At 68.9% G+C, this 24680-nt stretch carries 25 protein-coding genes; 4 read left to right on the top strand and 21 right to left on the bottom strand.

Annotation, left to right across the window (positions count from 1 at the left end; translation table 11 throughout):
- The 11 genes from glgA to DR046_RS17555 all read right to left on the bottom strand — a co-directional run bounded on the left by glgA (position 1) and on the right by DR046_RS17555 (position 14697).
- A complete protein-coding gene (gene glgA, locus DR046_RS17605; protein WP_115383691.1) occupies positions 1-1428 on the bottom strand; it encodes a glycogen synthase GlgA in 1428 nt (475 codons plus the stop codon).
- Entirely contained in the window at positions 1429-2694 is a 1266-nt protein-coding gene (glgC, locus tag DR046_RS17600; protein ID WP_115383690.1) for a glucose-1-phosphate adenylyltransferase, read from the bottom strand.
- A complete protein-coding gene (glgB, locus tag DR046_RS17595) occupies positions 2691-4907 on the bottom strand; it encodes a 1,4-alpha-glucan branching protein GlgB (RefSeq protein ID WP_115383689.1) in 2217 nt (738 codons plus the stop codon). Before glgB ends, glgC begins: the two co-directional genes overlap by 4 nt.
- A 15-nt stretch (positions 4908-4922) precedes the next feature.
- Positions 4923-7310 (bottom strand): glycogen/starch/alpha-glucan phosphorylase, encoded by a 2388-nt coding sequence (locus tag DR046_RS17590; RefSeq protein WP_115383688.1) that lies wholly within the window; start codon positions 7308-7310, stop codon positions 4923-4925.
- A gap of 159 nt (positions 7311-7469) precedes the next feature.
- On the bottom strand, positions 7470-8624 hold the full coding sequence (locus DR046_RS17585; protein ID WP_115383687.1) for an amidohydrolase family protein: 1155 nt from the start codon (positions 8622-8624) through the stop codon (positions 7470-7472).
- 2 nt (positions 8625-8626) lie between these two features.
- Positions 8627-9316 (bottom strand): ABC transporter ATP-binding protein, encoded by a 690-nt coding sequence (locus tag DR046_RS17580; RefSeq protein WP_115383686.1) that lies wholly within the window; start codon positions 9314-9316, stop codon positions 8627-8629.
- A complete protein-coding gene (locus DR046_RS17575; RefSeq protein WP_209313611.1) occupies positions 9309-10031 on the bottom strand; it encodes an ABC transporter ATP-binding protein in 723 nt (240 codons plus the stop codon). Before DR046_RS17575 ends, DR046_RS17580 begins: the two co-directional genes overlap by 8 nt.
- On the bottom strand, positions 10028-10957 hold the full coding sequence (locus tag DR046_RS17570; protein WP_209313612.1) for a branched-chain amino acid ABC transporter permease: 930 nt from the start codon (positions 10955-10957) through the stop codon (positions 10028-10030). The genes DR046_RS17575 and DR046_RS17570 overlap by 4 nt, the downstream gene beginning before the upstream one ends.
- A gap of 8 nt (positions 10958-10965) precedes the next feature.
- Positions 10966-11892, bottom strand: coding sequence for a branched-chain amino acid ABC transporter permease (locus DR046_RS17565; RefSeq protein ID WP_115383684.1), 927 nt, complete (start codon positions 11890-11892; stop codon positions 10966-10968).
- 93 nt (positions 11893-11985) lie between these two features.
- Positions 11986-13260 carry an ABC transporter substrate-binding protein gene (locus DR046_RS17560; protein WP_115383683.1) on the bottom strand — a complete coding sequence of 425 codons (1275 nt, stop codon included), beginning with the start codon at positions 13258-13260 and terminating at the stop codon, positions 11986-11988.
- A 72-nt stretch (positions 13261-13332) separates the two neighbouring features.
- Positions 13333-14697: a hypothetical protein gene (locus tag DR046_RS17555; protein WP_115383682.1), complete on the bottom strand. Its 1365-nt coding sequence runs from the start codon at positions 14695-14697 to the stop codon at positions 13333-13335.
- Positions 14698-14737: 40 nt separating this feature from the next.
- Here DR046_RS17555 and DR046_RS17550 point away from each other — a divergent pair, with 40 nt between their 5' ends.
- Positions 14738-15478, top strand: coding sequence for a hypothetical protein (locus tag DR046_RS17550; protein ID WP_115383681.1), 741 nt, complete (start codon positions 14738-14740; stop codon positions 15476-15478).
- Between the two features lie 70 nt (positions 15479-15548).
- Entirely contained in the window at positions 15549-16217 is a 669-nt protein-coding gene (locus DR046_RS17545) for a cupin domain-containing protein (RefSeq protein ID WP_115383680.1), read from the top strand.
- Between the two features lie 37 nt (positions 16218-16254).
- Here the strand turns inward: DR046_RS17545 and DR046_RS17540 are convergent, their stop codons facing one another.
- Together DR046_RS17540 and DR046_RS17535 are read right to left on the bottom strand one after the other, a co-directional pair.
- Positions 16255-17052, bottom strand: coding sequence for a glycosyltransferase (locus tag DR046_RS17540; RefSeq protein WP_115383679.1), 798 nt, complete (start codon positions 17050-17052; stop codon positions 16255-16257).
- A 111-nt stretch (positions 17053-17163) separates the two neighbouring features.
- Positions 17164-17370 (bottom strand): cold-shock protein, encoded by a 207-nt coding sequence (locus DR046_RS17535; protein WP_115383678.1) that lies wholly within the window; start codon positions 17368-17370, stop codon positions 17164-17166.
- Between the two features lie 306 nt (positions 17371-17676).
- Here DR046_RS17535 and DR046_RS17530 point away from each other — a divergent pair, with 306 nt between their 5' ends.
- Positions 17677-18051 carry a BrnA antitoxin family protein gene (locus tag DR046_RS17530; protein WP_167767163.1) on the top strand — a complete coding sequence of 125 codons (375 nt, stop codon included), beginning with the start codon at positions 17677-17679 and terminating at the stop codon, positions 18049-18051.
- A gap of 94 nt (positions 18052-18145) precedes the next feature.
- Here the strand turns inward: DR046_RS17530 and DR046_RS17525 are convergent, their stop codons facing one another.
- Entirely contained in the window at positions 18146-18397 is a 252-nt protein-coding gene (locus DR046_RS17525; RefSeq protein ID WP_209313610.1) for a type II toxin-antitoxin system Phd/YefM family antitoxin, read from the bottom strand.
- A 112-nt stretch (positions 18398-18509) separates the two neighbouring features.
- On the opposite strand from DR046_RS17525, the gene DR046_RS17520 reads away from it, so the two are divergent.
- On the top strand, positions 18510-19529 hold the full coding sequence (locus DR046_RS17520; RefSeq protein ID WP_135227326.1) for a restriction endonuclease: 1020 nt from the start codon (positions 18510-18512) through the stop codon (positions 19527-19529).
- Positions 19530-19590: 61 nt separating this feature from the next.
- Here the strand turns inward: DR046_RS17520 and DR046_RS17515 are convergent, their stop codons facing one another.
- From DR046_RS17515 to DR046_RS17490, 7 genes are all read right to left on the bottom strand, one after another.
- Positions 19591-20583 carry an ABC transporter substrate-binding protein gene (locus DR046_RS17515; RefSeq protein WP_115383674.1) on the bottom strand — a complete coding sequence of 331 codons (993 nt, stop codon included), beginning with the start codon at positions 20581-20583 and terminating at the stop codon, positions 19591-19593.
- A gap of 29 nt (positions 20584-20612) precedes the next feature.
- Complete coding sequence (locus DR046_RS17510) at positions 20613-21524, bottom strand: ABC transporter permease (protein ID WP_115383673.1); 912 nt, start codon at positions 21522-21524, stop codon at positions 20613-20615.
- Entirely contained in the window at positions 21521-22498 is a 978-nt protein-coding gene (locus DR046_RS17505) for an ABC transporter permease (RefSeq protein ID WP_115383672.1), read from the bottom strand. Before DR046_RS17505 ends, DR046_RS17510 begins: the two co-directional genes overlap by 4 nt.
- 322 nt (positions 22499-22820) lie before the next feature.
- Positions 22821-23243, bottom strand: coding sequence for a GNAT family N-acetyltransferase (locus DR046_RS17500; protein ID WP_115383671.1), 423 nt, complete (start codon positions 23241-23243; stop codon positions 22821-22823).
- Positions 23240-23413 (bottom strand): hypothetical protein, encoded by a 174-nt coding sequence (locus DR046_RS23755; protein WP_167767162.1) that lies wholly within the window; start codon positions 23411-23413, stop codon positions 23240-23242. The genes DR046_RS17500 and DR046_RS23755 overlap by 4 nt, the downstream gene beginning before the upstream one ends.
- Positions 23410-23838, bottom strand: a complete 429-nt coding sequence (locus tag DR046_RS17495) for a GNAT family N-acetyltransferase (RefSeq protein ID WP_245190990.1) — start codon at positions 23836-23838, stop codon at positions 23410-23412. The genes DR046_RS23755 and DR046_RS17495 overlap by 4 nt, the downstream gene beginning before the upstream one ends.
- Positions 23835-24614 (bottom strand): ABC transporter ATP-binding protein, encoded by a 780-nt coding sequence (locus DR046_RS17490; protein ID WP_115383670.1) that lies wholly within the window; start codon positions 24612-24614, stop codon positions 23835-23837. The genes DR046_RS17495 and DR046_RS17490 overlap by 4 nt, the downstream gene beginning before the upstream one ends.
- Positions 24615-24680 lie beyond the last annotated feature (66 nt).

The raw sequence follows: 24680 nt of genomic DNA, 5'->3' as shown, positions 1-24680 counted from the left end.
TCAGATCAGCGACTGGAACAGCGAGAGGTAAGCCTCGGCCGACGCGTGCCAGCCGACCGGCTGCTTCATGCCCCGCCGCTGGATCGCCGCCCAGTCCCGCGGCCGGTCGAACAGCTCGCAGGTCCGGTCGATGGCGTCCTGAAGACCCAGCGCGTCGACCGGAGTGAACTGCACCCCGGTTGCCACGCCGGCATCCAGCGCGGCGGGGTTCGCGTCGATCACCGTGTCGGCCAGCCCGCCGGTGCGCGCGACCACCGGCACCGTGCCGTAGCGCAGCCCGTAGAGCTGGGTCAGGCCGCAGGGCTCGAAGCGCGAGGGGATCAGGATCGCGTCGGCGCCGCCCTGGATCAGGTGCGAGAGCGTCTCGTCATAGCCGATCACCGCGCCGATCCGGCCCGGATGGCGCGCGGCGGCAGAGGCGAAGGCCTCTTCCATCCAGCGCTCGCCGCCGCCCAGCAGCGCGAGCCGGGCGTCGCGGGCGAGCAGGGCGGGGATCGCCTCGACCAGCAGGTCGAGCCCCTTCTGCTCCGTCAGCCGGGAGATCACGCAAAAGAGCGGCCCGGCCCCCGGCTCCAGCCCGAAGCGGGCCATCAGCGCGTCGCGATTGGCGCCCTTCCGGCGCAGGCTGCGGGCGTCGTAGGGGGCGGGGAGGGCCGGGTCGGTCTCGGGGTTCCAGGCGTCGAGGTCGATGCCGTTGACGATGCCCGACAGGTCGGCACGGCGGGCGCGCATGACGCCGTCGAGCCCCATCCCGTATTCCGGGCGCATCAGCTCCCGCGCGTAGGTCGGCGAGACGGTGGTGATGCGGTCGCAGGACATGAGCCCGGCCTTCAGGTAGCTGAAGCCGCCGTAGTATTCTCCCCGGTCGATCTGGTGCCAGTCGGGCGGCAGGCCGATGGGGCCGAGGATGTCGGCGCCGAAGACGCCCTGGAAGGCGATGTTGTGGATCGTCACGACTGTCGGCACCCGCGAGCCGGCGGCGGCGAGATAGGCGGGCACCAGACCCGCCTGCCAGTCATGGGCGTTGACCACGTCCGGCGCCCAGCCGTCCAGCGCCCCCTGCGCGATCATCGCGCCCACCTTCGAGAGCGCGGCGAAGCGCGCCCAGTTGTCGGGCCAGTCCCGACCGTCGGGGCCGAGATAGATGTTTCCCGCCCGCTCGAAGAGATGCGGCGCGTCGAGCAGCAGCAGGTCGATCCCCTGCGCCCGCGCGGCAACCACCCGGGCGGGGCCGCCCATCAGCTCGCCCAGGTCGAGCACTGTCTCGCCCGCCCCGAGCTGCGCCGAAAGCGCCGGATAGGCCGGCAGCAGGACGCGGACATCCGCGCCCAGTGGAGCCAGCGCCTTGGGCACCGCCCCGATGACATCCGCAAGGCCGCCGGTCTTGACGAAGGGCGCGCATTCGGACGCGACGAAGAGGATCTGCATTCAGTCGTCCAGCGCGTCGATCATCTTCTGGGTGATGAGGCAGATACCGTTCTTCGTGCGCCGGAAGCGCCGCGCGTCCGCTTCCGGGTCCTCGCCGACGACGAGGTCCTCGGGGATCTGCACGCCGCGGTCGATCACGACGTTGGTCAGCCGCGCCCGGCGCCCGATATTGGCATAGGGCATCGCGACCACGCCCGACAGTTCCGCGTAGGAATGGGTGCGCACGCCCGTGAAGAGCAGGCAGCGGTCGAGGCGCGAGCCGGAGATGATGCAGTTGCCCGAGACCATCGACGAGACGGCATGGCCCTTCCGCCCCTCCTCGTTGTGGATGAACTTGGCCGGTGCGGTCAGCTCCTGGTTGGTCCAGATCGGCCAGTCCGTGTCGTAGAGGTCGAACTCGGGCTCGAAGTCGGTCAGGTCGATATTGGCCTGCCAGAAGGCGTCGACGGTGCCGACGTCGCGCCAGTAGGCCTTCTTCTCGATCCCGGTGCGCACGCAGGAACGGCTGAACGGGTGAGCGATCGCCAGCCCGTCGCGGACGATGGCCGGGATGATGTTCTTGCCGAAGTCGTTCTCGCTGTCGGGGTCCTCGGCGTCCTTCTCGAGCAGGCCGAAGAGATACTCGCTCTCGAAGACGTAGATGCCCATCGAGGCCAGCGCGAGATCGGGATGGCCCGGCATGGCGGGCGGGTCGGCGGGCTTCTCCATGAAGTCGAGGATCTTGTCGCTCTCGTCGACATGCATCACGCCGAAGGCCGATGCCTCCTCCCGCGGGACCTCGATGCAGCCGACGGTGACGTCCGCGCCCGAATCGACGTGGTGCTTGATCATCAGCGAGTAGTCCTGCTTGTAGATGTGATCTCCCGCCAGGATGATGATGTATTTTGGCGCGTAGCTGCGGATGATGTCGATGTTCTGCGCCACCGCGTCGGCCGTGCCGCGATACCAGTTGTCGTTGCCCATCTGCTGGGAGGCCGGCAGGATATCGAGGCCCTCGTTGCGCTCGGCGCGGAAGAAGGACCAGCCGCGCTGCAGGTGGCGGATCAGCGAATGGGCCTTGTACTGCGTGGCGACGCCGATGCGGCGAATGCCCGAATTGACCGAGTTCGAGAGGGGGAAGTCGATGATCCGGCTCTTGCCGCCGAAATACATCGCCGGCTTCGCCCGCCTGTCCGTCAGTTCGTAGAGCCGGCTGCCCCGGCCCCCCGCCAGGACGAAGGCCATGCTCTGCTGTGCCAGGCGCTGCGATTCGCGATCGTCGATCATTGCGGGTCTCCTCCCTCGGTTTCGGTCGTCTCCCGCTCGAAGATGAGCGTGGAAAGCGGCGGCACGTCCATGATGACCGAATATGGCCGGCCCGAACAGGGAACGTCCTCCGTTTCGTGCGCGGGCGCCGTGCCGGTGCCCCAGCCGCCATACCCGGCCGCGTCGGTGTTCAGGCGCAGGACCCAGCGTCCCGGCTCCGGCACGCCGATGCGGCGGGCGGGGCGGGGGACGGGGGTCATGTTGCAGACGACCAGGGCGGGCGGCGTGCCCTCCGCGCCCCGGCGCAGCCAGACGAAGAGCGACTCTTCGGTCGCGCCGCCCTCGATCCAGTCGAAGCCCTCGGCCTTCGTGTCCCGTTCGTGCAGGGCGGGCACGGCCCGGTAGGCGGCGTTCAGGTCACGCACGAGGCTCTGGACGCCCCGGTGGAGCGGATGGTCGAGCAGGTGCCAGTCGAGCGAGGCGTCGTGGTTCCACTCGCGCCCCTGCGCGAACTCGCAGCCCATGAACAGCAGCTTCTTGCCCGGATGCGTCCACATGAACCCCAGATAGGCGCGCAGGTTCGCGAACTTCGTCTCGCCCTCGCCGGGCATCTTGCCGAGCAGGCTGCCCTTGCCGTGCACCACCTCGTCATGGCTGATCGGCAGGATGAAGTTCTCGCTGAAGGCGTAGTGCAGGCCGAAGGTCATCAGCCCGTGATGGTGCTTCCGGTTGACCGGGTCCTCGGCCATGTAGCGCAGGGTGTCGTTCATCCACCCCATGTTCCACTTGTAGCCGAAGCCGAGCCCGCCGCTATCGACCATCCCGGTCACGGCAGGGAAGGCCGTCGATTCCTCGGCCATCATCGCGATCCCGTCCAGCGCGCCATAGGCGGTCGCATTGGTGGACTGGAGGAAGGCGATGGCCTCGAGGTTCTCGCGCCCACCATGGCGGTTCGGGACCCATTCGCCGTGCTTGCGGGAGTAGTCGCGGTAGAGCATCGAGGCCACCGCGTCGACGCGCAGCCCGTCGACGTGATGCTCGTCCAGCCAGTAGAGCGCGTTGGCCGTCAGGTAGTTCGCCACCTCGGCGCGGCCGTAGTTGAAGACCAGCGTGTTCCAGTCGGGATGGAAGCCCTCGCGCCGGTCGGCATGTTCGTAGAGATGGGTGCCGTCGAACCGGCCCAGCCCGTGCGCATCCTCGGGGAAGTGACCGGGCACCCAGTCGAGGATCAGGCCCAGCCCGGCGGCGTGGCAGGCCTCCACGAAGGCGCGGAACTCCTGCAGTGTGCCATGGCGGATCGTCGGCGCGAAGAGGCCAACCGGCTGGTAGCCCCAGGAACCGTCGAAGGGAAACTCGCTGATCGGCATCAGCTCGATGTGGGTGAAGCCCATGTCCTTGGCGTAGGTCACCAGATCGGCGGCCAGTTCGAGGTAGGAGAGGCGGCGATCGGCCTCCTCCGGGACGCGCTTCCACGATCCGAGATGGACCTCGTAGATCGAGACGGGCGCGTCGACGGCGATGGCCGCGCCGCGGCGGCCCAGCCAGTCGGCGTCAGACCAGTCGAACCCGTCGAGCCCGCGCACGACCGAGGCGGTGGCGGGCGGATGCTCGGACCCGAAGCCGAACGGGTCGGCCTTCTGCGGCAGCAGGTCGCCGTTCGGGCCGAGAATCTCGTACTTGTAGTGCGCGCCGTCGCCGAGGCCGGGGACGAAGATCTCCCACACGCCGGTGGCGCCGCGGCGGCGCATCGGCGTGCGGCGCCCGTCCCAGAGGTTGAAGTCGCCCACGACCGAGACGCGGCGGGCGTTCGGCGCCCAGACCGCGAAATGCGTGCCGAGGGCGCCTTCGTGCGTCATCACGTGGGCACCCAGCACGCGCCAGAGCTGCCGGTGGGAGCCTTCGCCGATCAGGTGCTCGTCGAGCGCGCCCATGACCGGGCCGAAGGCGTAGGGGTCGCCCGTCTCCCAGACGTCGTCGCCGCTGGTGACGCGCAGGCGGTAGGCGAAGCGGCTCTTGCGCCGGGTCGCGCCCTCGAAGAACCCGTCGCGCAGGTGGCGGAGCGCCGCGATCCGGCGCCCCGTCCTCGCGTCCAGCGCCTCCATCGCGGTGGCGCCGGGGACGAAGGCCCGGAGGACCAGCTTGCCGCCGACATCGTGCAGGCCGAGGATCGAGAACGGGTCGTCATGGGTTCCCGAAACGATGCGTGCGATGTCGTCCTCGGCCGTGGCGGTCATCCGGGCCCCCTTCCGTTACAGAAGCGACTTTGCCCCCCAGATGTCCTTTGCGTAACCCGCAATCGTGCGGTCGGAGCTGAACCACCCCATCCGCGCGGTCTGGAGGGCCGCCTTCCGCGTCCACTCGGCGCGATCGCGATAGGCGACGTCGATCTGCCGCTGGATGTCGTAGTAGCTGTCGAAATCCGCGGTGACGAGGAAGTAGTCCGTGTCCCACAGCATGCCCAGGATGTCGCCGTAGCGCGCCTCGCCGCCCGAGAACAGGCCGTTGGCGATCTGGCCCAGCACGCGCTTCAGCCGCGGGCTCGCCTCGATGGCGGCGCGGGCATGGCCGGGCCTCGTGCGCCGGGCACCGACCTCGTCGGCGGTCAGGCCGAAGAGGAAGAAGTTCTCGGCGCCGACATGCTCCCGGATCTCGACATTCGCGCCGTCGAGCGTGCCGACGGTCAGCGCGCCGTTGAGCGACAGCTTCATGTTGCCGGTGCCCGACGCCTCCTTGCCGGCGGTCGAGATCTGCTCGCTGAGGTCGCAGGCCGGGATCAGCCGCTCGGCCATCGAGACGTTGTAGTTCTCCGGGTAGACGACCCGCAGCAGGTGGCGCGTCACCGGGTCGGCGTTCACCGTCTCGGCCACGTCGTTGATGAGCCGGATGATCGACTTGGCCATGACGTAGCCCGGCGCGGCCTTGCCGCCGAAGATCTTCACCCGCGGCGTCCAGCCGCCGTTCGGGTCGTCGCGGATCTCGTTCCACAGCGCGACCGTCTCGAGAATGTTGAGAAGCTGGCGCTTGTATTCGTGGATGCGCTTGATCTGGATGTCGAACATCGCGTCGGGGTCGAGCGCCATGCCGGTCTCGCGGGCGACCCAGTCCGACAGCCGCGCCTTGTTCGCGCGCTTGGCGACCGCGAAGGCCTCGTCGAACGAGGCCGTTCCGACATGCGGTTCAAGTTCGCGCAGGCGTTCGAGGTCCGAGACCCAGCCCTCACCGATCGTCTCGGTGATGAGCGACGACAGCGCCGGGTTGGCGGAATGGATCCAGCGGCGCGGCGTGACGCCGTTGGTCTGGTTCACGATCCGGTCGGGATAGGACCGGTGCAGGTCGGCGAAGAGCGTCTCCTTGACCAGCTCGGTATGCAGCGCGGAGACGCCGTTGACCTTGTGGGCCATGAAGAAGGCCAGCTCGCCCATCTTCACCGAGCCGTTCTCGAGGATCGCGATCCCGGTCTCGTCCAGCGATTCCATGTTGAGCAGGCAGATGATCGCGTAGTGCCGCGGCAGGACCTGCTTCATCAGCCCTTCGGACCAGCGCTCCAGCGCCTCGGGCAGCAGGGTGTGGTTGGTGTAGCCGAGGCAGGCGCGGGCGGTCCTCATCGCCTCGGCGAAGGCCATCCCGTGCTCGTCGACCAGCAGCCGTATCAGCTCCGGCCCGGCCAGGGCCGGGTGGGTGTCGTTGAGCTGGATGGCGACGTGGTCCGGCAGCTCCGAAAGCGCGTGGCCCTCGAAGAGGTGCCGGCGCAGCAGGTCGCGCAGCGAGGCGGCGACGAAGAAGTATTCCTGCTTCAGCCGCAGCGTGCGGCCCTGCTCGGTCGTGTCGTCGGGGTAGAGGACGCGCGACAGCGTCCGGGCCAGCGCTTCGGAGGCGGTGGCGCCGATGAAGTCGCCGCGGTTGAACGCCTCCAGGTCGAAATGGACGATCGGCTTCGCCGCCCAGAGCCGCAGCGTGTTCACCCAGGCGGCCTGCCAGCCGACGGTCGGCGTGTCGTAGCCCTGGGCGATCACCTCTTCGGCGGGGTGCCAGGTGGCGCGGCCCTCGGCGTCGTAGTCGACATGGCCGCCGAAGCCGATGTCGTAGCGGACCTCGGGGCGCTCGAACTCCCAGACATGGTGCTCGGCCAGCCAGGCCTCGGCTGTCTCGATCTGCACGCCGCCCTTGAAGTGCTGCTCGAACAGGCCGTGCTCGTAGCGGATGCCGTAGCCATGGGCCGGAATGCCGAGCGTCGAGAGGCTGTCCATGAAGCAGGCGGCGAGGCGGCCGAGACCGCCATTGCCGAGCGCGGCGTCGGGCTCCTCGGCGACGAGGGACTGGTAATCCTGGCCGAGGCTCTCCATCGCCTCGCGGGCGACGTCCTCGAGGCCGAGATTGATGGTCACGTCCTCGATCAGGCGGCCGATCAGGAATTCGAGAGAGAGGTAGTAGACCCGCTTTCCGTTGGCGGCGTAGGTCCGGTCCACGCTGGCGAGCCAGGGCTCCACCACGCGGTCGCGGATGGCGAGCGACAGGGCCACGCGCCAGTCATGGCGCGTCGCGCCGGAGGCCCGTTTGGCGAGCGTGACCCGAAGATGAGACAGGACGTCATCGGCGAAGGCCGTTGCGGTCGGCAGCGTCAGGGTGTCTTTCGGCATCGGATATCCTCTGCGGCCCGAAGGGGCCCGGAAACTGTTACAGGCCGAACACGTCGTCCGGCATCCGGCAGCATTTAAACTTCCGGACGGGGAACGTCACCCGTCAGCGCGGCTCCTGCGGCATTGCGCGCGGAGACGTTCCCGCGCCCGATAGCGCTATCAGACCGTCTCTGGCAAGCGTCTCGCAGGAGGGGTGTTGCGGCTTCGCATCGATGTGACCTTGCCGTCGATGATCGTCATGCCGACGCCAGGCAGGTTTCCGAGCTCGATCGACTGCAGCATGTCGCGCCCCGGCGCGTGCTGGGCCTGGTCCAGAAGCACGAAATCGGCGGCGCGGCCCTTCTCGATGATTCCGACGTCCAGGTCGCGCATCCGCGCCGTGTTTCCGGTCGCGAAACAGAATGCCGTCTCGGCGGGGACGTCGCCCAGGGACGACAGCATCGCGATCATGCGAAGGATGCCCAGCGGCTGCACTCCGGACCCGGCGGGGCCGTCCGTGCCGAGGATGATCTGGTCGAGCTTGCCCAGCTCCCGCGCGGTGTTCAGCGTCAGGAGCGCCGCGCGCTCGTTGCCGTTATGGACGATCTCCAGCGCGGAGGTGCAGTGCTCGCAGAGCCGCGTGATCTGCTCGTCGGGCAAAGCGGAATGGCCACCGTTGATATGGCCGACCACGTCGGTCCCGGTCTCCAGCACCATGTCGGCGTCGATCAGGCCCGAGCCGGGGATCGACGGCCCGCCGGTGTGGATCGTGGACTGCATCCCGAGCTCGCGCGCCCAGCCGATCATCTCGCGCGCGGTCCTGCCGTCCTTCACGGTGCCGAGGCCGACCTCGCCGATGAGCCGCACGCCCGCCGCCGCCATCTGCTCGAAATGGTGCCGCTCCAGCCCCTTCTGGAGGAGCGGCGCGCCGGCATGGACCTTCATCCCCGACGGGCGGAGGTTGTCGTACCAGCGCTGCGCCGCGATCGCCATGGCGACGGTGCCGACCGGGTCGTTCGGGCGGCCGGGCATGTGGACCTCTCCGGCCGAGATGATCGTCGTGACGCCGCCATGCAGGGTGCTGTCGATCCAGTGAAGCTGCTGCTGGCGCGGGGTGTAGTCGCCGACGACCGGGTGGACGTGGCTGTCGATCAGGCCCGGGGCGAGGGTGACGCCCTTCGCGTCGACAGTGAGGTCGGCGCCTTCGGTGTCGAGACCGGTGCCCCATTCCGCGATCCGCCCGTCCAGGGCGATCAGCGTGTCCCCGTCGAGCCGCGGCTCCTCGATCCGGCCCGAGAGGATGGAGCCGATGTTGCGGATGACGAGCTTGGACATGGTCAGACTCCCAGTCGGCGGTGGAGGGTTTGGGGGGTGAGGTCGGCACGCGCGACCGTCTCGACGCTGCGCCCGGTCTCCAGGAAGACGGCCCGGTCGGCGAGGTCGAGGATCGCGTCCATCCGCTGCTCGACCAGCAGGATGGCGTAGCCCTCGTCGCGCATCCGGACGGTCACGTCGCGGATCAGGTCGATCATCGAGGGCTGCAGCCCCTCGGTCGGCTCGTCCAGCAGCAGGACCTTGGGGCGCAGGCAGAGCGCGCGCGCCGTCGCCAGCATCTGCTGCTCCCCGCCCGAGAGCGTACCGGCCTGCTGGCCCAGCCGTTCTCGCAGGCGGGGGAAGAGGTCCAGGACCCAGTCGCGTGTCTCGCGGCCCTCGCCGCGCGTCATCAGCCCGACCTCGATGGTCTCGGCGACGGTCAGTTCCCTGAACAGGCGGCGGCCCTGGGGGACGTAGCCTATGCCGCGCTTCGGGATCTCGTGCGCGGGCAGGGCGTGCAGCGCGGCGCCGTCCAGCGTGACGGTGCCCCGGCTGGGCGGGAGCAGGCCTAGGATTGCCTTCAGGGTCGAACTCTTGCCTGCGCCGTTGCGGCCCAGCAGGCAGGTGATCTCTCCGGCGCGGGCCGTCAGCGACACGTCGTGCAGCACTTCGACCGGGCCGTAGGCGGCGCGGAGCCCGGTCGCCTCAAGCATCGGCGGTGCCCAGATAGGCGGCCTGCACGGCTCGGTCGGCGCGGATCGCCTGCGGCTCGCCCGAGGCCAGCACCATCCCTTGGTCGAGCACCACGATATGGTCCGCGGCCTGCATGACCACGTCCATGTTGTGCTCGATCAGCAGGATCGTGGTCTCGCCTGCCAGGTCGCGGATCAGGGCGACGAAGCCGGCGACCTCGCTCTCGGCCAGGCCCTGGGTCGGCTCGTCGAGGATGAAGAGCTTCGGGTCCTGCGCCAGCCCCATCGCGATCTCCAGCAGGCGCTGATGCCCATAGCTCAGGTCGCCCGCGACGGCATCGGCCCGGTCCGCGAGCCCGACGCGGGCGAGCGCGGCGCCGACCTTGGCCCCGAGGTGGGCACCATCCGTCTTGCGGCGCGCCGCCAGCGCCACGTTCTCGCGCACGTCGAGACCGGGGAAGATCGAGGTGATCTGGAACGTGTAGGCCATGCCCAGCCCGATCCGCGCATGGGCGGGCAGGGCCGAGATGTCGCGCCCCTCGAAGATGACCTGCCCGCGCGTGGCCGGGATCCGCCCCGTGACCATGCCGACGAAGGTGGACTTGCCCGCCCCGTTCGGCCCGATCAGCGCCGTGATCCGCCCGGCCGGAAGCTGGAAATCGACATCGGTGTTGGCTGCGAGGCCCCCGTAAAGCTTGGTCAGCCCGCGCGTCTCGAGGATGGGGCGGGAGGTCACGGAAGCCACCGGACCCTCCGCCTGACAAGACCCGCGATGCCCTGCGGCGCGAAGAGCGTCAGCAGCACCAGCGCCAGCCCCGCGATCAGCATGTAGGCCAGCGTGATGCCCGAGGCCGTGTCGATCAGGTAGAACATGAAGAACACGCCGATCAGCGGCCCGACGGTCGTGCCCGCCCCGCCCAGCAGCACCCAGAGCAGCGGGAAGATGGAATAGGGGACGGCGGCGAAGCTGGCCCCGACATAGCCGAAGAGCAGCGCATAGGCCGCCCCCGCCAGCCCCGACAGCGCCGCCGAGACGGTGATCGCGATCAGCTTCAGCCGGGTCGCGTCGTAGCCCAGCATCCGCGTCCTCTCCTCGTTCTCGCGGATGGCGACGAGCGTGCGGCCGAGGCGCGAGCGCACGAGGCGTCCGCTGACCAGCAGGACCAGCGAGAAGAGGATGAGGGCGGCGACGAAGCGTTCGGTCTCGCCGGAGAGGTCGATGCCGAGGACGACGCGCGCCACGCCGGGGACGACGAAGCCCTCGTCGCCCCGCGTCCAGGTGCCGAAATAGAGGATCGTCAGATAGGCCGATTGCGCGAACATCAGCGTCACGATCATGAAGGCCACCCCCGCCGTGCGCAGCGCCAGCGCCCCGACCACGAGGCCCAGCGCGGCCCCCGCGAGGATGCCCAGGGCGAAGGCCGGGAGGGCGGGCCAGCCCGCCAGCTGCGCCGTCAGCCCGTAGCCGTACATCCCCGCCGCGAAGAACATCGCATGTCCGAGGCTGAGCAGGCCCGTGTATCCGAAGAGCAGGTTGTAGCCGATGGCGTAGATCGCCAGCACCATGATCCGGCTCAGGTTGCCCGCGTAATAGGTCGGGAGCGTCAGGAACAGCACGACGAGCAGGGCGATCACACCCAGATGCAGCGCGTCGGTGCGCAGGCGCTCGCTCACGCCGGGGCCTTGCCCAGCAGGCCCCGCGGGCGGAAGACCAGCACCATCGCGACGAGCAGCGTGGCGATGATCTTGGCCAGCGTCGGCGAGAAGAAGACCGAGATGATCCCGTCCGACAGCCCGATCAGCAGCGCCGCGATCACGGTGCCCGGCAGCGACCCGAGCCCGCCGATGATGACGACGATGAACGACAGCAGCAGCGGTTCGCCCCCCATCAGGTAATGCGCCTGCTGGATCGGCACGACCAGCACCGCGCCCAGCGCAGCCAGCGCCGCGCCGATGCCGAAGACGACGCTGTAGACCGTGCCGACCGGGATGCCGAAGGCCTGCGCCGTCTCGCTGTCCTGCTGGGTCGCGCGCATCAGAAGGCCCGCACGGGTGCGGGTGATGATGAGCCAGATCGCCACCAGGATCAGGGCCGCCGCGGCGATGACGAACAGCTTGTAGGAGGTGATCGACAGGCCCCAGGGATAGAACCAGGCCCAGCCCTCCTCGGTCCGCTCCAGCCAGGGCAGGGCGATGCGCTGGTTGAAGGGCGGCTCGACGGGGCGGGCGTCGGGGCCGAAACTCATCAGCGTCGTCTGCTGTGCGATGTAGAGCAGGCCGATGGTCGCCACGATGGTCCGGTCGGGATCGTAGTTCAGCCGCTTCAGCACCAGCCGGTCGGAAGCCACGGCAAGCGCGCCCATGATCAAGGGCGCCGCGATGGCGGCGATGACGAAGCCCGCTGCCGGGTGCCCGGCGATCAGCCCCGTTACCCACCAGGCGAGCACGGCGCCCAGCATGTACGCCTCGCCGTGGGCGACGTTGACCACGCGCATCACGCCGAAGACGAGGCTGAGCCCCATCGCCGTCAGCGACAGGATGGATGCGGTGACGAGCCCTTCGAGGATGGCGAGCAGAAGGTGGGGGCCGAACTGCATGTCAGGCGGTCATTGGCGGGACGCCGCGCGCGGCAGGCCATGCCGGCAAGCCCGAGGACGGCCGCGCGCGGAAGAATGGGGAGGGCACGTCGCTCAGAACGGTTGCATCGTGTAGTCCACCTCGTCCTCGTACATCCCGTCCTCGATGGAGGCCGTGTGCGCGACGACCAGCTTCCCGTCCCGAACCTGGCTGATGAACTGCTGGCCGAAGACCTGGTGCGTCCTGCCGTTGAAGAGCTTCGGGCCCTGCGGGTGGTCCATGCCTTCCGGCATCTCGGACATCGCCTCGACCGCCTCGATCAGCGCCGGGCGGTCGGCGGGGCCCTGGTAGCCCGAGGCCTCCATCCCGGCCTTGATGACGTTCAGCGTTTCCCAGCAGCCGAACATGTGGGCATAGGTCGAGACGTCGCGGGCGTCGTCGACCGAGGCGCCGGTCTCGTCCACGCCGACGGCGTCGCGGTAGGCTGCATCCCATTCGGTCTGGTTCTCCTGGGCGTAGCGGGGATTGCCCTCCCAGAAATAGGTGCCTTCGAGGAATTCGAGGCCGGGGCTGTCGATGGCCACCGCCTCAAGGCTGTCGATGAAACCGAAGATCTCGGGGCGGGAGGGGCCGAAGAACTCTCCCATCTCCTTGACGAAGGTCAGGACGGCGGGGCCGACCATGACGTGATAGACCACCTCGGTCTCGCGCGGGATCTGGGGGAAGTAGCGGGTGAAGCTGGTCTCGGTCGGCGGGATGGCGATCTTGGCGACGACCTCGCCGCCCTCGGCCTCGATGGCGGCCGAGAAATAGTCGCGGTGATCGTGGCCGAAGGCGAAGTCCGGGTAGATCATCGCGACCTTCTTGCCGAGGTTCGCGCCGACGAAGGGCGCCATCGACTGCACCTGACTCTTCACGTCGGTGATGCCGGGCTGGAGCGTGTAGCGGTTCAGCATGCCCGACGCCACGTGATGGCCCTCGGAGACCACGAAATAGGGCAGCTTCAACTCGCCCGCGCGGGGGGCGGAGCCGATGACGACATGGGAATAGAGCGTGCCGAAGGCCACGTCGCATTCGTGCTGGCTGGCGAACTTCTCCAGCACCTCGGCGCCACGCTTGGGGTCGGTGCCATCATCCTCGGTGATGATCTCGACCGGGCGGCCATTGATCCCGCCCATCTCGTTGATGCGGGCGACGGCGGCCTGGGTGGTGGCGTCGTACCAGCGGCCATAGGCGGCGCCGATGCCGGTCGCGTGCTTCTGGAAGCCGATGCGGATCGGCGCGGTAGATTGCGCGTGGGTGAAGCGGGTGCCGACGGCCAGCGCCCCGGCAGAGGCGCCGAGGCCCAGCAGTGCGCTGCGGCGGTCGATCTTCGGCATGGTCGTCATGACGTGTCCCCCTGGTCCTGTCGGGCGGAGTGTGTGGGCGCCGGACCGCACCTGTCTAGCGGTTTCTGACGCTCAGGTCCCGCGCGGCGAGGCCAGCAGCCACAACCCGAAGATCGTGTAGAAAATCATCAGTCCCGCCAGTCCCGCTTGCAGCGCGAGCATGCCCCGGCCGCCGGGCGCCAGCCGCGCCGCGATCCGGTGGGCCATCAGCACCGACAGCACATGCGACGCGACCACGGCGCCCGCCTGCGTGAGCCAGATGGTCCGGACCGGCCCGGGGCTGGCGAGGAAGCCGGTTCGGATGCGGACCGCGTCGAAGGGCGGCAGCGCCCAGCCCCGCGCGAAGGGGTCGGCCAGCGCAGCCAGCACGTATTGCCCCTGCACGAGGAAGGTCACGAGGTAATGGGCGAGGTGATAGCCCAGCCCGATCGGCAGGATCGCGATGGCGAAGGCGTCGAAGGCGGGGGCGAAGGGCACCCGGACGCCTCGGCGGGCGGCGAGCCAGGTGCCGAGCCGTATCGAGGCGGCGAAGACTGCGACGAGGGCCGCGACCGCTGCGGCGAGGCCGAGCAGGTTCGGCAGGAGGACGGCGGAGCGGCCGGGAAACTCCAGCGGGTTGAGGCCCAGCCGGGCGAGCCACCAGAAGGTTTCCGACAGGCCGTCGAAGCTGCCGGTGGCGAGGATCGCGAGGCAGAGGACGGCGCGGGCGCCGTCTGGCGGCGCCTCCAGCGCGGCCCAGCCGGGCAGGCCGAGGCCAGGGCGGTGCCAGGCGCGCAACCGGCCGACGAGGTCGAAGAGGACCGTGACGAACTCGACCCTCGTCAGCCAATCGCGCCCGAAGGCCAGCATCCCGGCGAAGGTGAAGGCCCAGTAGGCCAGCGCCACGGTGGCGAGCCGGGCGGGATCGTTGGGCGCCGGGTCGACGAGGACGAAGGCCTGGAAGCAGAGAAACAGGGCCACCGCCGGCCAGGCCCCCAGCCGTTCCGGCAGGCGCAGGGGCGGCGGCACGGCGAGCAGGCGCCAGAGCCCGGACCACGGCTCGACCCAGCGCCAGACGTCGAAGAACAGGCCCTGCACCACCAGCAGCGCCATCCACCAGACCGTCCAGAGCGCGAGCGGCATCAGGTTGATCTGCGGGTCGGTCGGCCCGGCGAGGCCGATGGCGACGAGGGTCAGGAAGACGAGGGTCGAGGCGAGCGACGTCGCCGTCGACGGGCCGCCCCCGGTGCGCGACAGGCGCAGGGGGCGGAACATGCCGATCGCCAGCCGCCCGGGCACCAGCGCCATCAGCAGCATCGAGGCGGCCACCGTCGCCGTGCCCGCCGCGCCGTAGATGTCGGTCGGCAGCAGCAGCACGAAGCCCTGTTCCGCCGCGTGGGCCGCGGCCTCGCCCGGGACCAGCGCGAGGCAGAGAAGCGTCTTTCCAAACCGGCCCATGGGCGTAGCATAGTCCCGACCTCCTGCACGGGAGCAAGCGATGATCCGGGTCCTACTTCTCGCCGCGCTCGCCGCCGTGCTGGCGGCGGTCGGCTGGCTGACGCTGGCGCGCGCGCCGCAGATCGCGCTGCTCGACGCGGTGGCGGTGCCGGTCGCGGGGCAGCCCGGCGTCTGGACGGTCGGGCTGACGATGCGCAACGAGGGGCCGCCCGATCGGCTGCTCGGCGTGCGCGGAGAGGGCGCGGCCTTCGCCAACCCGGCCGCGCCGGGCCTCGCCGTGGTCCTGCCCGGCGGGGACGAGGCGCAGCTGGCGATGGACGGCGCGCACGCGATGCTGTCGAGCGACGAGGCGCCGGGGACGCTGGTGCCGCTCACCCTGCTCTTCGAGGGGGGCGGGGCGCTGTCGACGCGCGTCCGCCTTTCGGAGGCGCAGGCGATGGATCACGGCGCGATGCCGGGGCTGGAGGCCGATCCGGCGCCGACCGTCGCGCTCAGCGCGCCGAACGGCACCGGTCCGGACGGCTTCGCGATCGCGCTCCAGACGACGGGCATCACCTTCCGCGAGGTGCCCGAGGGCACGCCCCATGTTCCCGGCGAGGGCCACGCCCATGTCTACCTGAACGGCCTGAAGCTGGGCCGCGCCTATGCCGCGACCATGGGCGTGGGCAGCTTGCCGCCCGGCAACTACCGGCTGACCGTCGCGCTCAACGCCCACGACCATCGGCCCTACCTGTCGGACGGGGTCCCCGTGACCGACAGCCTGGAGTTCACGATACCCTGACCGCGCAGGCGTGGACCACGCCGCCGCGCCATGTCATCCGTCCGGGCGCGACCCGATCCCGGAGGCTCCGATGGAACTGAATGCAGACTTCTGCGCGCCCGTCCTCGTGCATGCGGACCGGCTGGACTGGCAGGCGTCGCCCATGAAGGGCGTCGACCGGCGGATGCTGGACCGGATCGGCGGCGAGGTGGCGCGGGCCACGACCATCGTGCGCTATGCCCCGGGCAGCCATTTCTCGTCCCATACCCATGCCGGAGGGGAGGAGTTCATCGTCCTCGACGGCACCTTCCAGGACGAGCATGGCGACTACCCGGCGGGCACCTATGTGCGCAATCCGCCGACCTCGTCGCACACGCCCGGCTCGGCCTCGGGCTGCACGATCTTCGTGAAGCTGTGGCAGTTCGACCCGTCCGACCGGACGCAGCTCCGCAAGGACATGGAGGCGGAGCTGGACGCGCCAGTGGACGGCGTCGCCTCGGCGCTGCTGCACGCGGACCCGCGGGAGGAGGTGCGATACCACCGGCTTGACCCGGGCGCGGCGCTTTGGGTGGACGCGCCGGGCGGGATCGAGCTGCTGGTGCTCTCCGGCGCGCTCGCGGTGGGCGAGGAGCGGATGGGTCCGCAGGGCTGGCTGCGCCTTCCCGAGGGAGTGCCGCTGCGGGCGGAGGCGGGCGGCGAGGGCGCGACGGTCTGGGCCAAGACCGGACATCTGCCCTTCGCCACCGCGCCCGCGGCCTAGGTCGGATCGGCCGGCCGCCGCGGAGGTCTGACGGGCCTCACCACTCCCAGAAATGCCTGCGGCTCGGTTCGCTGCGGTCGAAGTCGCGCGAGGCCGGAGTCGGCAGGGTCCGGAGCGTGGGACTGTCGCGGAAGCTCAGCAGTTCCGCGGTGATCCCCCGCCGCCTGGCATGCCAGCCGCGGGCCAGGTCCTCATCGGCGAAGACCCGTCCGAGGTATTTTCCGCGGGCATGCGCTTCGCTCAGCGCGATGTAGTGGCGCAGCACGAAGTCGGTCGCGTGGCGCCGGACCGCGCCGCCACGCAGGGTGTGGCCCCCGGTCGCGAGATTGGTGAGCCCCGCCGTGCGCTTCCAGGCCCGCACAAGTCTCGGATGTCTCGGGCGAAAATAGTAGTAGTCGCGCATCTCGCCGGCATAGCCTTCATGCGCGTGGTCCCGGCCCGGTCGGGGCAGGAAGACGAATTCCTCGAAGTTCACGCAATTGGCGCCCCGCGCGTCGGCCTCGGCGATGCCCTGGGCGAGGGTCCTGCCCGGTTCGGGCGGATGCAGCCACTCGTCGGCGTCGATGTGCACGATCCAGTCCTCGCGCGCCTCGGCGACGAGGGCCGACTTCGCACGCAGCTGTTCCGACAGGGAAAAGGCGCCCGTCCAGGGCAGGTCGGCGATCCGCACGACGCCCGAGCCGAGATAGCATTCCGCGATCTCGCGCGTGCCGTCGGTGGAGCCGTTGTCGAGGATCGTCAGCGCGATGCCGTCGTCGCGCAGGCCTTCGATGAGCCGCCGCATGTGCAGGGCCTCGTTGCGCACGCAGGCGATGGCGAGGATCGTCGGGGTCATCTGGGCCTTCCGGTTCGACGCGGACCGTCGCACGGGACGCGGCCGGGGGCAAACCGGGAGGTGCAGTTGGAAACGCCCGCGATTACAGGCGTTTCCGGTCGTGGCTTGAGCTCAGAGAGCGGCGATGTTGATCGCGCTCTCGCGGCCGTCGCGGCCCTTCTCGAGATCGAAGGACACCTTCTGGTTGTCGGCGAGGCCGGTCATGCCGGCGCGCTCGACAGCGGAGATGTGGACGAAGACGTCCTTGCCGCCCGAATCAGGCGCGATGAAGCCGAAGCCTTTGGTGGTGTTGAACCATTTTACGGTGCCAGTGGCCATGCCGTATCTCCTTGTAGTGGTCCTGCCCGCTCATGCGGCAGTGTGGCTCGTGGTCGTAATATCGCAGACCGAGTCGTAAGGATCAGGGCAGCCGAAATGCGCACGTGGCGGGGCCCCGATACACCCGGGACGCGAGAAACGATAGAGGAAATCTGGGGGCGCGGCGGAATGACGCCGGGGGAGGGGCGAGGGCCGATTTCACGGGTGATCCACGGGTGACGGACGGGTGATCCCGGTCGGACGTCCGGCGTTAACCTTCTCTTAGGCGCTCCGCCCGAGAAAGCCTGCGAGATGCGGGAGGACGCGATGGCGACGAAGCAGCAGGCCCGGCAGGAGCTCTGGGCGATCATGGACCGGTTCCAGTGGGACCTCGGCCACCGGGCCACGCGCGAGGGGATGATCCCCGAGGAGTGGCGCCGCCTCTGGCAGGAGCGGGGCAGCCGCAAGCGCAAGGTCAGCCTCTATGTGGACGAGGACGTCTACCGGCTGTTCCGGTCGATGGGCACCGGGATGGGCCCGCGCATGAACGCGGTGCTGGGCGCCTTCGTTCGGGCGCGGCTGGCGGGGCTGCTGGAAGGCGAGGACCTGTCGCAGCGCTACCGCGAGGAGTGGATGGGCAAGCCCAAGCCCTCGGCCGACGAGGCGGTCGCGGCCTGGGAGCGGGCGATGGGGAAGGAGTGAGGGGCATCGGGATGCCCGCCCTGCGGGCGCGGGGCGTCGTCGGGCGTGCCCCGGTGATCCACGGAGAGGGCCGGCCGTCGGGTGGGTCGCCGGGTCAGGCCCGGCGATGACGGGCGGCGGGGCGCGGCGCTCGGGTCCCGCAGGTGCTGCGGATCGTGGCCGCGCTCATGGTGTCGAAACCGTCGGGGATCGCGGCGTCCGGGAGGAAGCCGATGCGGGGCGAGGTCGTCTCGGCGGTGAGAGGCGTGACCTTGACCAGCGGGCGCCCGGCGCGGGCGATGACGAAGGGCTCGCCCTTGGCGGCTGTGTCGACGAGGCGGGAGAGGCGGGTCCTGGCCTCGTGCATAGTGACGGGCTTCAGGGGGCGGGGGGCCGGGTGGGTGGTCTACGGCGTGTAGTGGGTCAAGCTTGATGAGTGGTGGATTGTCATTGTCTTATGCTTGCAGCACTTGCCGCCCGTGAGCTTTTTGTCCAATGTAAAGCAGAACATATTTAAATTAGGCCTTCCAATGACAAGCAAGTCAAGGGGCTTCGAGCAGTTTGTTGCGCGCGTCCTAAATCTTATCGGCTCAAATGATGATGTAACCATCTGGGATCACCACATTCCAGATCCCGACACAGGTCAGCTTCGCCAAGTGGATATATTGATCCTGCAAAATGAAAAGAGAATCTTTGTCGAGTGCCGAGACTACAAGCGGCCTCAAGATGTAACATGGATTGAATCTCTGATCGGAAGAAGGGACAGCTTAGGGTGCGATCTGATGATCGGTGTCTCAAGCAGCGGATTTCGAGATACCGCGGTCGAAAAGGCCAAGGCGAAGGGAATAATACTTCGAACAGCTTGTGATATAAGCGATGCCGAAATAGCGTCTTGGGGTCAAGCTTGGGAGTTTGAGCTTGATATGGTTTGCTTCAGCGCGATGGTTCTTCGTTTAGAGGCAAATCGACACATCGAGAAAGAGACTTTGGAAGCAGAAATCAGTAGCCCAAGGCTAGTTCAATGGCTAGCTGAACTTATCTATTCCGTATCGATGCGACTCTCCCCTCAACTGTCCGCCGAAACGGTGAAGGACTTCTCGGTTGAGGTGTTCGACCGTTCCGGCTCCCCTATGTTTTGTAATTATGGTGTCAAGCGGTCGGTGCTGAAGAGCTACGCAGTGCTGGTTCGACACACAATAAGGCTACCGGCAAGCATCGAGATTTGTGGAGACAAGCTAGAACTAGACGAGCAATTTTCTGGGGTAGTCTTTGAGGGCCGTGGAATTGCAATGGTGCGGAAAGGCGAGGCCAGTCGTCTTGTTGTTTCTCTTGGCGGCTTGAAAATCCCCCCGGGGCATGTGTGGACCGGCTCGATCAGGACAACAAATCGGTCTGCCATTGCAGTGTCGGAGGTGAAAATAATTGGGACCGAGTATCATCCCGTTGGTCCGCCAAATCTTGTTGTGGAAGTTGCGTGTCCAGTGGGCCGTAATCGTTGAGGATGAAGGCCCACGTCGTTATGGCTGGGGGGCGGCCCTCTCAAGCCGCCCCCCGTTTCCCTCAGTTCAGCGCCTGATCCGTGATCACCGCGGTCCATGCGCCCTCGGGCTGCTTCGAGATGACCGGGTCGGACCCGCCGGCGAGCAGGGTGTCGACCGTGCGCTGGTAGTCGGCCTCGTCGAGTGCGCCGTTGGAGCCCGCGGTCAGCTTCGCGATCTCTTCCATCATACGCTTCTGGTGCGACTCGGACTGGGCGCCGGTCTCGTCGTATTCGAGCACGATCTCGGCGGCTTCCTCCGGGTTCTCCTCGGCCCATTTCCAGCCCTTCATCGAGGCGCGGACGAACTTCACCATCTTCTCGACGAAGGCCGGGTCCTCGAGATTCTCTTCGAGCACCCAGATGCCGTCTTCCAGCGTGGCGACGCCCATGTCCTCGTACTTGAAGGTCACGAGCTCATCCGGGCGGACGCCCGCGTCGAGCACCTGGCCGTATTCGTTGTAGGTCATGGTCGAGATGCAGTCGGCCTGGCGCTGCAGCAGCGGATCGACGTTGAAGCCCTGCTTGAGGACCGTCACGCCCTCCTCTCCGCCATCGGTCGGGATGCCTTCCTGGGCCATCCACGACAGGAACGGGAACTCGTTGCCGAAGAACCAGACGCCGATGGTCCGGCCGCGGAAGTCCTCGACCGATGTGATGCCGGTGTCCTTCCAGCAGGTCAGCATCAGGCCCGACGACTTGAAGGGCTGGGCGATGTTGACGACCGGCAGGCCCTTCTCGCGCGCGCTGAGGGCGGAGGGCATCCAGTTGAGCATCGCGTCGGCGCCGCCGCCGGCCAGCACCTGGGGCGGCGCGATGTCGGGGCCGCCGGGCAGGATGGTGACGTCGAGCCCCTCCTCCTCGTAGAAGCCCTGGTCGAGCGCGACGTAGTAGCCGGCGAACTGGGCCTGGGTGACCCATTGCAGCTGCAGCGTGACCTCGTTGTCCTGGGCCGCGGCGGCCAGCGGAAAGGCGGTGGCCAGCGCGAGCGCGGTGGCGGTGAGCAGGTTCTTCATGGTCTCTCCTGTTGGGACGGCGCGCCTTTTCAGCGGCGCGCTCGCTGGGAAGGGTGCCAGAAGGTCAGGCGCGCCTCAAGCAGGGCGATGAGCCCGTAGCTGAGGCTGCCCGCCAGGGCGGCGACGGTGATGGAGGCCCACACCATCGGAAGGTTCAAGCGGCCGACCTCGGTCGAGATGCGAAAGCCCATGCCGACCGTCGGGCTGCCGAAGAATTCGGCGACGATGGCGCCGATCAGGGCGAGCGTCGTCGCGATCTTGAGCCCGTTGAAGACGAAGGGCAGCGCCGAGGGCAGCGCGAGGTAGCGCAGGGTCTGCACCGGAGAGGCGCCGTAGGTGCGCATCAGGTCGCGCTGCATCGCCTGCGTGTCGGCAAGGCCCGCCACCGTGTTCACGAGGACCGGGAAGAAGACCATCACGACGACCACGGCGGCCTTCGATTCCCAGCCGAAGCCGAACCACATCACGAGGATCGGCGCGGTCCCGACGATGGGGAGCGCGGCCATGAAGTTGCCGACCGGGAGGAGGCCGCGTCTCAGGAAGTCGGAGCGGGCGACGAGCACCGCCGTCGCGATGCCCGCCGCGCAGCCGATGAGCCAGCCGGTCAGCGCGCCCTTCAGCACGGTCTGGACGAAGTCGGCCCAGAGGGTGGGCGTGTTGGCGGCGAAGGCCTGCGCGATCTGGCTCGGGGCGGGGAGGATGACGGTCGGCACCTCCAGCAGGCGGACCGTGAGCTCCCAGAGGATGAGGAGGGTCACGCCAAAGAGGACCGGGGCGAGGAAGCGTGCCCCGCCACGCCCCGCGACGACCGTGTTGAGGCCCCAGAGGGCGAGCCAGACGACGAGCGCCAGCGCGACCGGGCCGAGCCAGAGCGCCGCGCCCGCGAAGAGCAGCGCCCCGAGGAGGATCCAGACGAGCCAGCTTCGATCCGTCCGGGTCATCGTGCAAGCCCCATGCGGCGGAGCGTCAGCCGCTCGATCCCCGTGACGAGCGCCACCAGGCCGGCGGCGACGATGGCGGCGCCAAACAGGGCCGACCAGATCTGCACCGTCTGGCCGTAGTAGCTGCCCGCGAGAAGACGGGCGCCGAGGCCGCGGACGGCGCCGGTCGGAAGCTCTCCGATGATGGCGCCGACGAGGGCTGCGGCGATGGCGATCTTGAGCGAGGCGAAGAGATAGGGGAGCGACGACGGCAGGCGCAGCGAGACGAGGGTGCGCAGCGCGCTCGCGTTCCAGGTGCGCATCAGGTCGAGGTCCGACTGGGACGGCGCGCGGAGGCCCTTCACCATGCCGACGGTGACGGGGAAGAAGCTGAGATAGGCCGAGATGATCGCCTTCGGGATCAGGCCCTGCACCCCCACCGAGTTCAGCACCACGATGATCATCGGCGCGATGGCGAGGATCGGGATGGTCTGGGAGGCGATGGCCCAGGGCATGACGCTCAGGTCCATGACGCGGCTGTGGACGATGCCGATGGCGAGCAGGATGCCGAGGCCGCTGCCGATGGCGAAGCCGAGCAGAGTGGGGCCGAGGGTTATCCCGGCATGGAAGACGAGGCTGCGGCGGGAGGTCGGGTCCTGGCCGACGGTCGTGTCCCAGAGCTCGACCATGACCTGATGGGGGGCGGGCAGGCGCGGACGCTCCTGCACGAAGGCGTGGGCCACGGCCTCGGTGGGGTGCTCGAAGGCGACGGCGAGGCCGGACATCGTGCGGCGGTCGGCGGCGGTCGTGGTCAGTTCGGCGCCCGCCCGCTCCGCCTCCAGCGCGGATTGCGCGGCGTTCATCGGGATGCAGGCGAGATACCAGAAGGCGATCAGCCCGGCGACGACGGCGAGGATCGGACCCGCGGCATGGGCGATCCGGAACAGGAGCGGCGTGCGGCCGATGGCGGCGCCGGGAGCGGTGATGTCGGTCATCCGGACCTCGGTCTGTGATCGGGGAGGGGGTGGGTGTCGCGTCGTCGCGACCTTGCGATGGGGGGCGGTGTCGCGGAGAGGCGCCGAAGGCGCTTCTCGGTGCGGAACTGGCGCAGCCTCGGGGCGTGCGTCTGCCCGGGCCGCAAGCGCATGCCCGGAGCGGGTTCGTGGCTTGGCGTCTTCGACCCTGGGATCGGCGGGGCGTTAACCCGCTGTTCACTTCCTGTCGTGCAGGGTGATCCGGCGGCACGAGCCGGAGAGCCGGTGACCGTCACCCGCGACGCGGCCTGCGTCGCGCCCCGCGTGCCCATCGAAAGGAGGATCATCGCCGCCACTCCATCCTCTGCTCTGCCACGCCATCCGCGCCGGAGATGTCGCGCTCTAGGGTGACGAAGCCCTCGCGCTCGTAGAAGCGGTGCGCCGCCGCGTTCGGCATGTGGGTGTTCAGCGTCAGCCGGTCGCGACCCTGCTTCGCCCGGTCGACCAGCGCCTTGCCGACCCCCTCGCCGGGGCGGGCGACATAGAGGCCGCGGATATGGTCGCTGCCGGGGTCGAGAGAGAGATAGCCGAGGATTTCGCCGTCCTCCGCGATATAGGCCTCGCGCTTGGGGAAGCCGTCGCGCATGATTTCCGTCAGCTCCGCCTCCGACGGGCCGGCGGGCATCCAGTCGCAGGCATCCAGCCAGCGGCGGACGATCGCCGCGCAGGCGGGGGCATCTTCGGCGGTGGCGCGGCGCAGGATCATCGAGCCTTCCAGAGCTTGAGGAGGCGCCAGAGCGACAGGCCGATCACGACGAAGGCAATGGCGTCGAGGATGCGCTTGGCGGGCATGTCGGCGAAACCCGGCGAGACCAGGAACCAGATCGCGACGGCGATGGAGGCGAGTTCGACGATAATGCGGGTGGTCCGGCTCATGCGGTCCAGCCGTAGCGGATGTCGGGAAGACCTTCCTCGTTGTCGCCGTCGCTGCGCGCCTCTTCCGCGAAACCGTTCACCTCGTAGAAGCGGCGGGCGCGGTCGTTGGCCTCGAAGGTCCAGAGGTGGAGTGCTGCGCGATCCCGTTTCGCCTGCCTCAGCAGCGCCGCGCCGTGCCCCCGGCCCCGGGCCTCGGGGGCGAGGTAGAGCGCGGTGACGCAGCCTTCGGCCTCGTCCAGCGCGAGGAAGCCAGTGACCGGATCGTCACTGACCCAGACGCGGCAGGTGGGCAGGACGCGGTCGCGGTAGTGGGCCGTGACGGCGGCACGGGAATGGACGCGCGGCATCCAGGGCGTCGCGTCGATCCAGTCGTTCAGGATCGCGGCGCAGGCGTCGGCGTCGGAGGGGGCGGCGGCGCGGATCACGCCGCCTCCATCCCCGCGCGCAGCCCCTCGCGGACGCGGTGGGCGACGGCCAGGAACTCGGGCGTGTCGCGGATGTCGAGGGGGCGGTCCTTCGGCAGCGGCGAGTCGATCACGTCGGTGATGCGGCCGGGGCGGGGGGACATGACGACGATCCGGGTCGAGAGATAGACCGCCTCGGGGATGGAATGGGTGACGAAGAGGGTCGTCTTGTTGGTGCGCGCCCAGAGCGCCAGAAGCTCTTCGTTGAGGCGGTCGCGGACGATCTCGTCGAGGGCGCCGAAGGGCTCGTCCATCAGCAGGACCGGCGCGTCGAAGGCGAGGGCCCGGGCGATGGAGGCGCGCTGCTGCATGCCGCCCGACAGCTGCCACGGATACTTGTTGGCGAACTTGTCGAGCTCGACCAGGGCCAGCACCTCGTCGCGGCGGCGGGCGCGGTCGGCGCGGGAATAGCCCATGATCTCCAGCGGCAGGGTCACGTTCTTGCCGATGGTGCGCCAGGGATAGAGCCCGGCGGCCTGGAAGACGTAGCCATAGGCGCGGGCGCGGCGGGCCTCGTCCGGGGTCTGGCCGTTGACGGTGAGGCTGCCGCCGGTCGGCTGTTCGAGTGCCGCGACGCAGCGCAGGAAGGTGGTCTTGCCGCAGCCCGAGGGGCCGATGAAGGAGACGAACTCTCCCTCGGCCACGTCGAGCGTCACGTCGCTGAGTGCATGGACGGGGCCGTCGCCGGTCTGGAAGGTGAGGTCGAGATGATCGGCGCGGATGACGGGGTCGGGCATCTGCTTCCTTCGGGTCCGGGGATCGCTGGCGGGAGCCTAGCGGCGGGTTCAGGGAAGGCCAAGGCG

The sequence above is a fragment of the Jannaschia formosa genome (assembly GCF_003340555.1).
GTDB classification, from domain to species: Bacteria; Pseudomonadota; Alphaproteobacteria; order Rhodobacterales; family Rhodobacteraceae; genus Jannaschia; species Jannaschia formosa.
Note: the sequence above shows the minus strand (reverse complement) of the source record. Positions and strands in the feature narration are given on the sequence as shown.

Bases quoted from the DNA above. Each gene is read 5' to 3' on its own strand.
- glgB (WP_115383689.1), bottom strand. From the start codon at position 4,907: ATGACCGCCACGGCCGAGGACGACATCGCACGCATCGTTTCGGGAACC.
- DR046_RS17555 (WP_115383682.1), bottom strand. From the start codon at position 14,697: ATGGGCCGGTTTGGAAAGACGCTTCTCTGCCTCGCGCTGGTCCCGGGC.
- DR046_RS17515 (WP_115383674.1), bottom strand. From the start codon at position 20,583: ATGAAGAACCTGCTCACCGCCACCGCGCTCGCGCTGGCCACCGCCTTT.
- DR046_RS17550 (WP_115383681.1), top strand. From the start codon at position 14,738: ATGATCCGGGTCCTACTTCTCGCCGCGCTCGCCGCCGTGCTGGCGGCG.
- DR046_RS17545 (WP_115383680.1), top strand. From the start codon at position 15,549: ATGGAACTGAATGCAGACTTCTGCGCGCCCGTCCTCGTGCATGCGGAC.
- DR046_RS17525 (WP_209313610.1), bottom strand. From the start codon at position 18,397: ATGCACGAGGCCAGGACCCGCCTCTCCCGCCTCGTCGACACAGCCGCC.
- DR046_RS17510 (WP_115383673.1), bottom strand. From the start codon at position 21,524: ATGACCCGGACGGATCGAAGCTGGCTCGTCTGGATCCTCCTCGGGGCG.
- DR046_RS17560 (WP_115383683.1), bottom strand. From the start codon at position 13,260: ATGACGACCATGCCGAAGATCGACCGCCGCAGCGCACTGCTGGGCCTC.
- DR046_RS17540 (WP_115383679.1), bottom strand. From the start codon at position 17,052: ATGACCCCGACGATCCTCGCCATCGCCTGCGTGCGCAACGAGGCCCTG.
- DR046_RS17535 (WP_115383678.1), bottom strand. From the start codon at position 17,370: ATGGCCACTGGCACCGTAAAATGGTTCAACACCACCAAAGGCTTCGGC.
- glgC (WP_115383690.1), bottom strand. From the start codon at position 2,694: ATGATCGACGATCGCGAATCGCAGCGCCTGGCACAGCAGAGCATGGCC.
- glgA (WP_115383691.1), bottom strand. From the start codon at position 1,428: ATGCAGATCCTCTTCGTCGCGTCCGAATGCGCGCCCTTCGTCAAGACC.
- DR046_RS17585 (WP_115383687.1), bottom strand. From the start codon at position 8,624: ATGTCCAAGCTCGTCATCCGCAACATCGGCTCCATCCTCTCGGGCCGG.
- DR046_RS17505 (WP_115383672.1), bottom strand. From the start codon at position 22,498: ATGACCGACATCACCGCTCCCGGCGCCGCCATCGGCCGCACGCCGCTC.
- DR046_RS17580 (WP_115383686.1), bottom strand. From the start codon at position 9,316: ATGCTTGAGGCGACCGGGCTCCGCGCCGCCTACGGCCCGGTCGAAGTG.
- DR046_RS23755 (WP_167767162.1), bottom strand. From the start codon at position 23,413: ATGAGCCGGACCACCCGCATTATCGTCGAACTCGCCTCCATCGCCGTC.
- DR046_RS17500 (WP_115383671.1), bottom strand. From the start codon at position 23,243: ATGATCCTGCGCCGCGCCACCGCCGAAGATGCCCCCGCCTGCGCGGCG.
- DR046_RS17490 (WP_115383670.1), bottom strand. From the start codon at position 24,614: ATGCCCGACCCCGTCATCCGCGCCGATCATCTCGACCTCACCTTCCAG.
- DR046_RS17565 (WP_115383684.1), bottom strand. From the start codon at position 11,892: ATGCAGTTCGGCCCCCACCTTCTGCTCGCCATCCTCGAAGGGCTCGTC.
- DR046_RS17530 (WP_167767163.1), top strand. From the start codon at position 17,677: ATGGCGACGAAGCAGCAGGCCCGGCAGGAGCTCTGGGCGATCATGGAC.
- DR046_RS17590 (WP_115383688.1), bottom strand. From the start codon at position 7,310: ATGCCGAAAGACACCCTGACGCTGCCGACCGCAACGGCCTTCGCCGAT.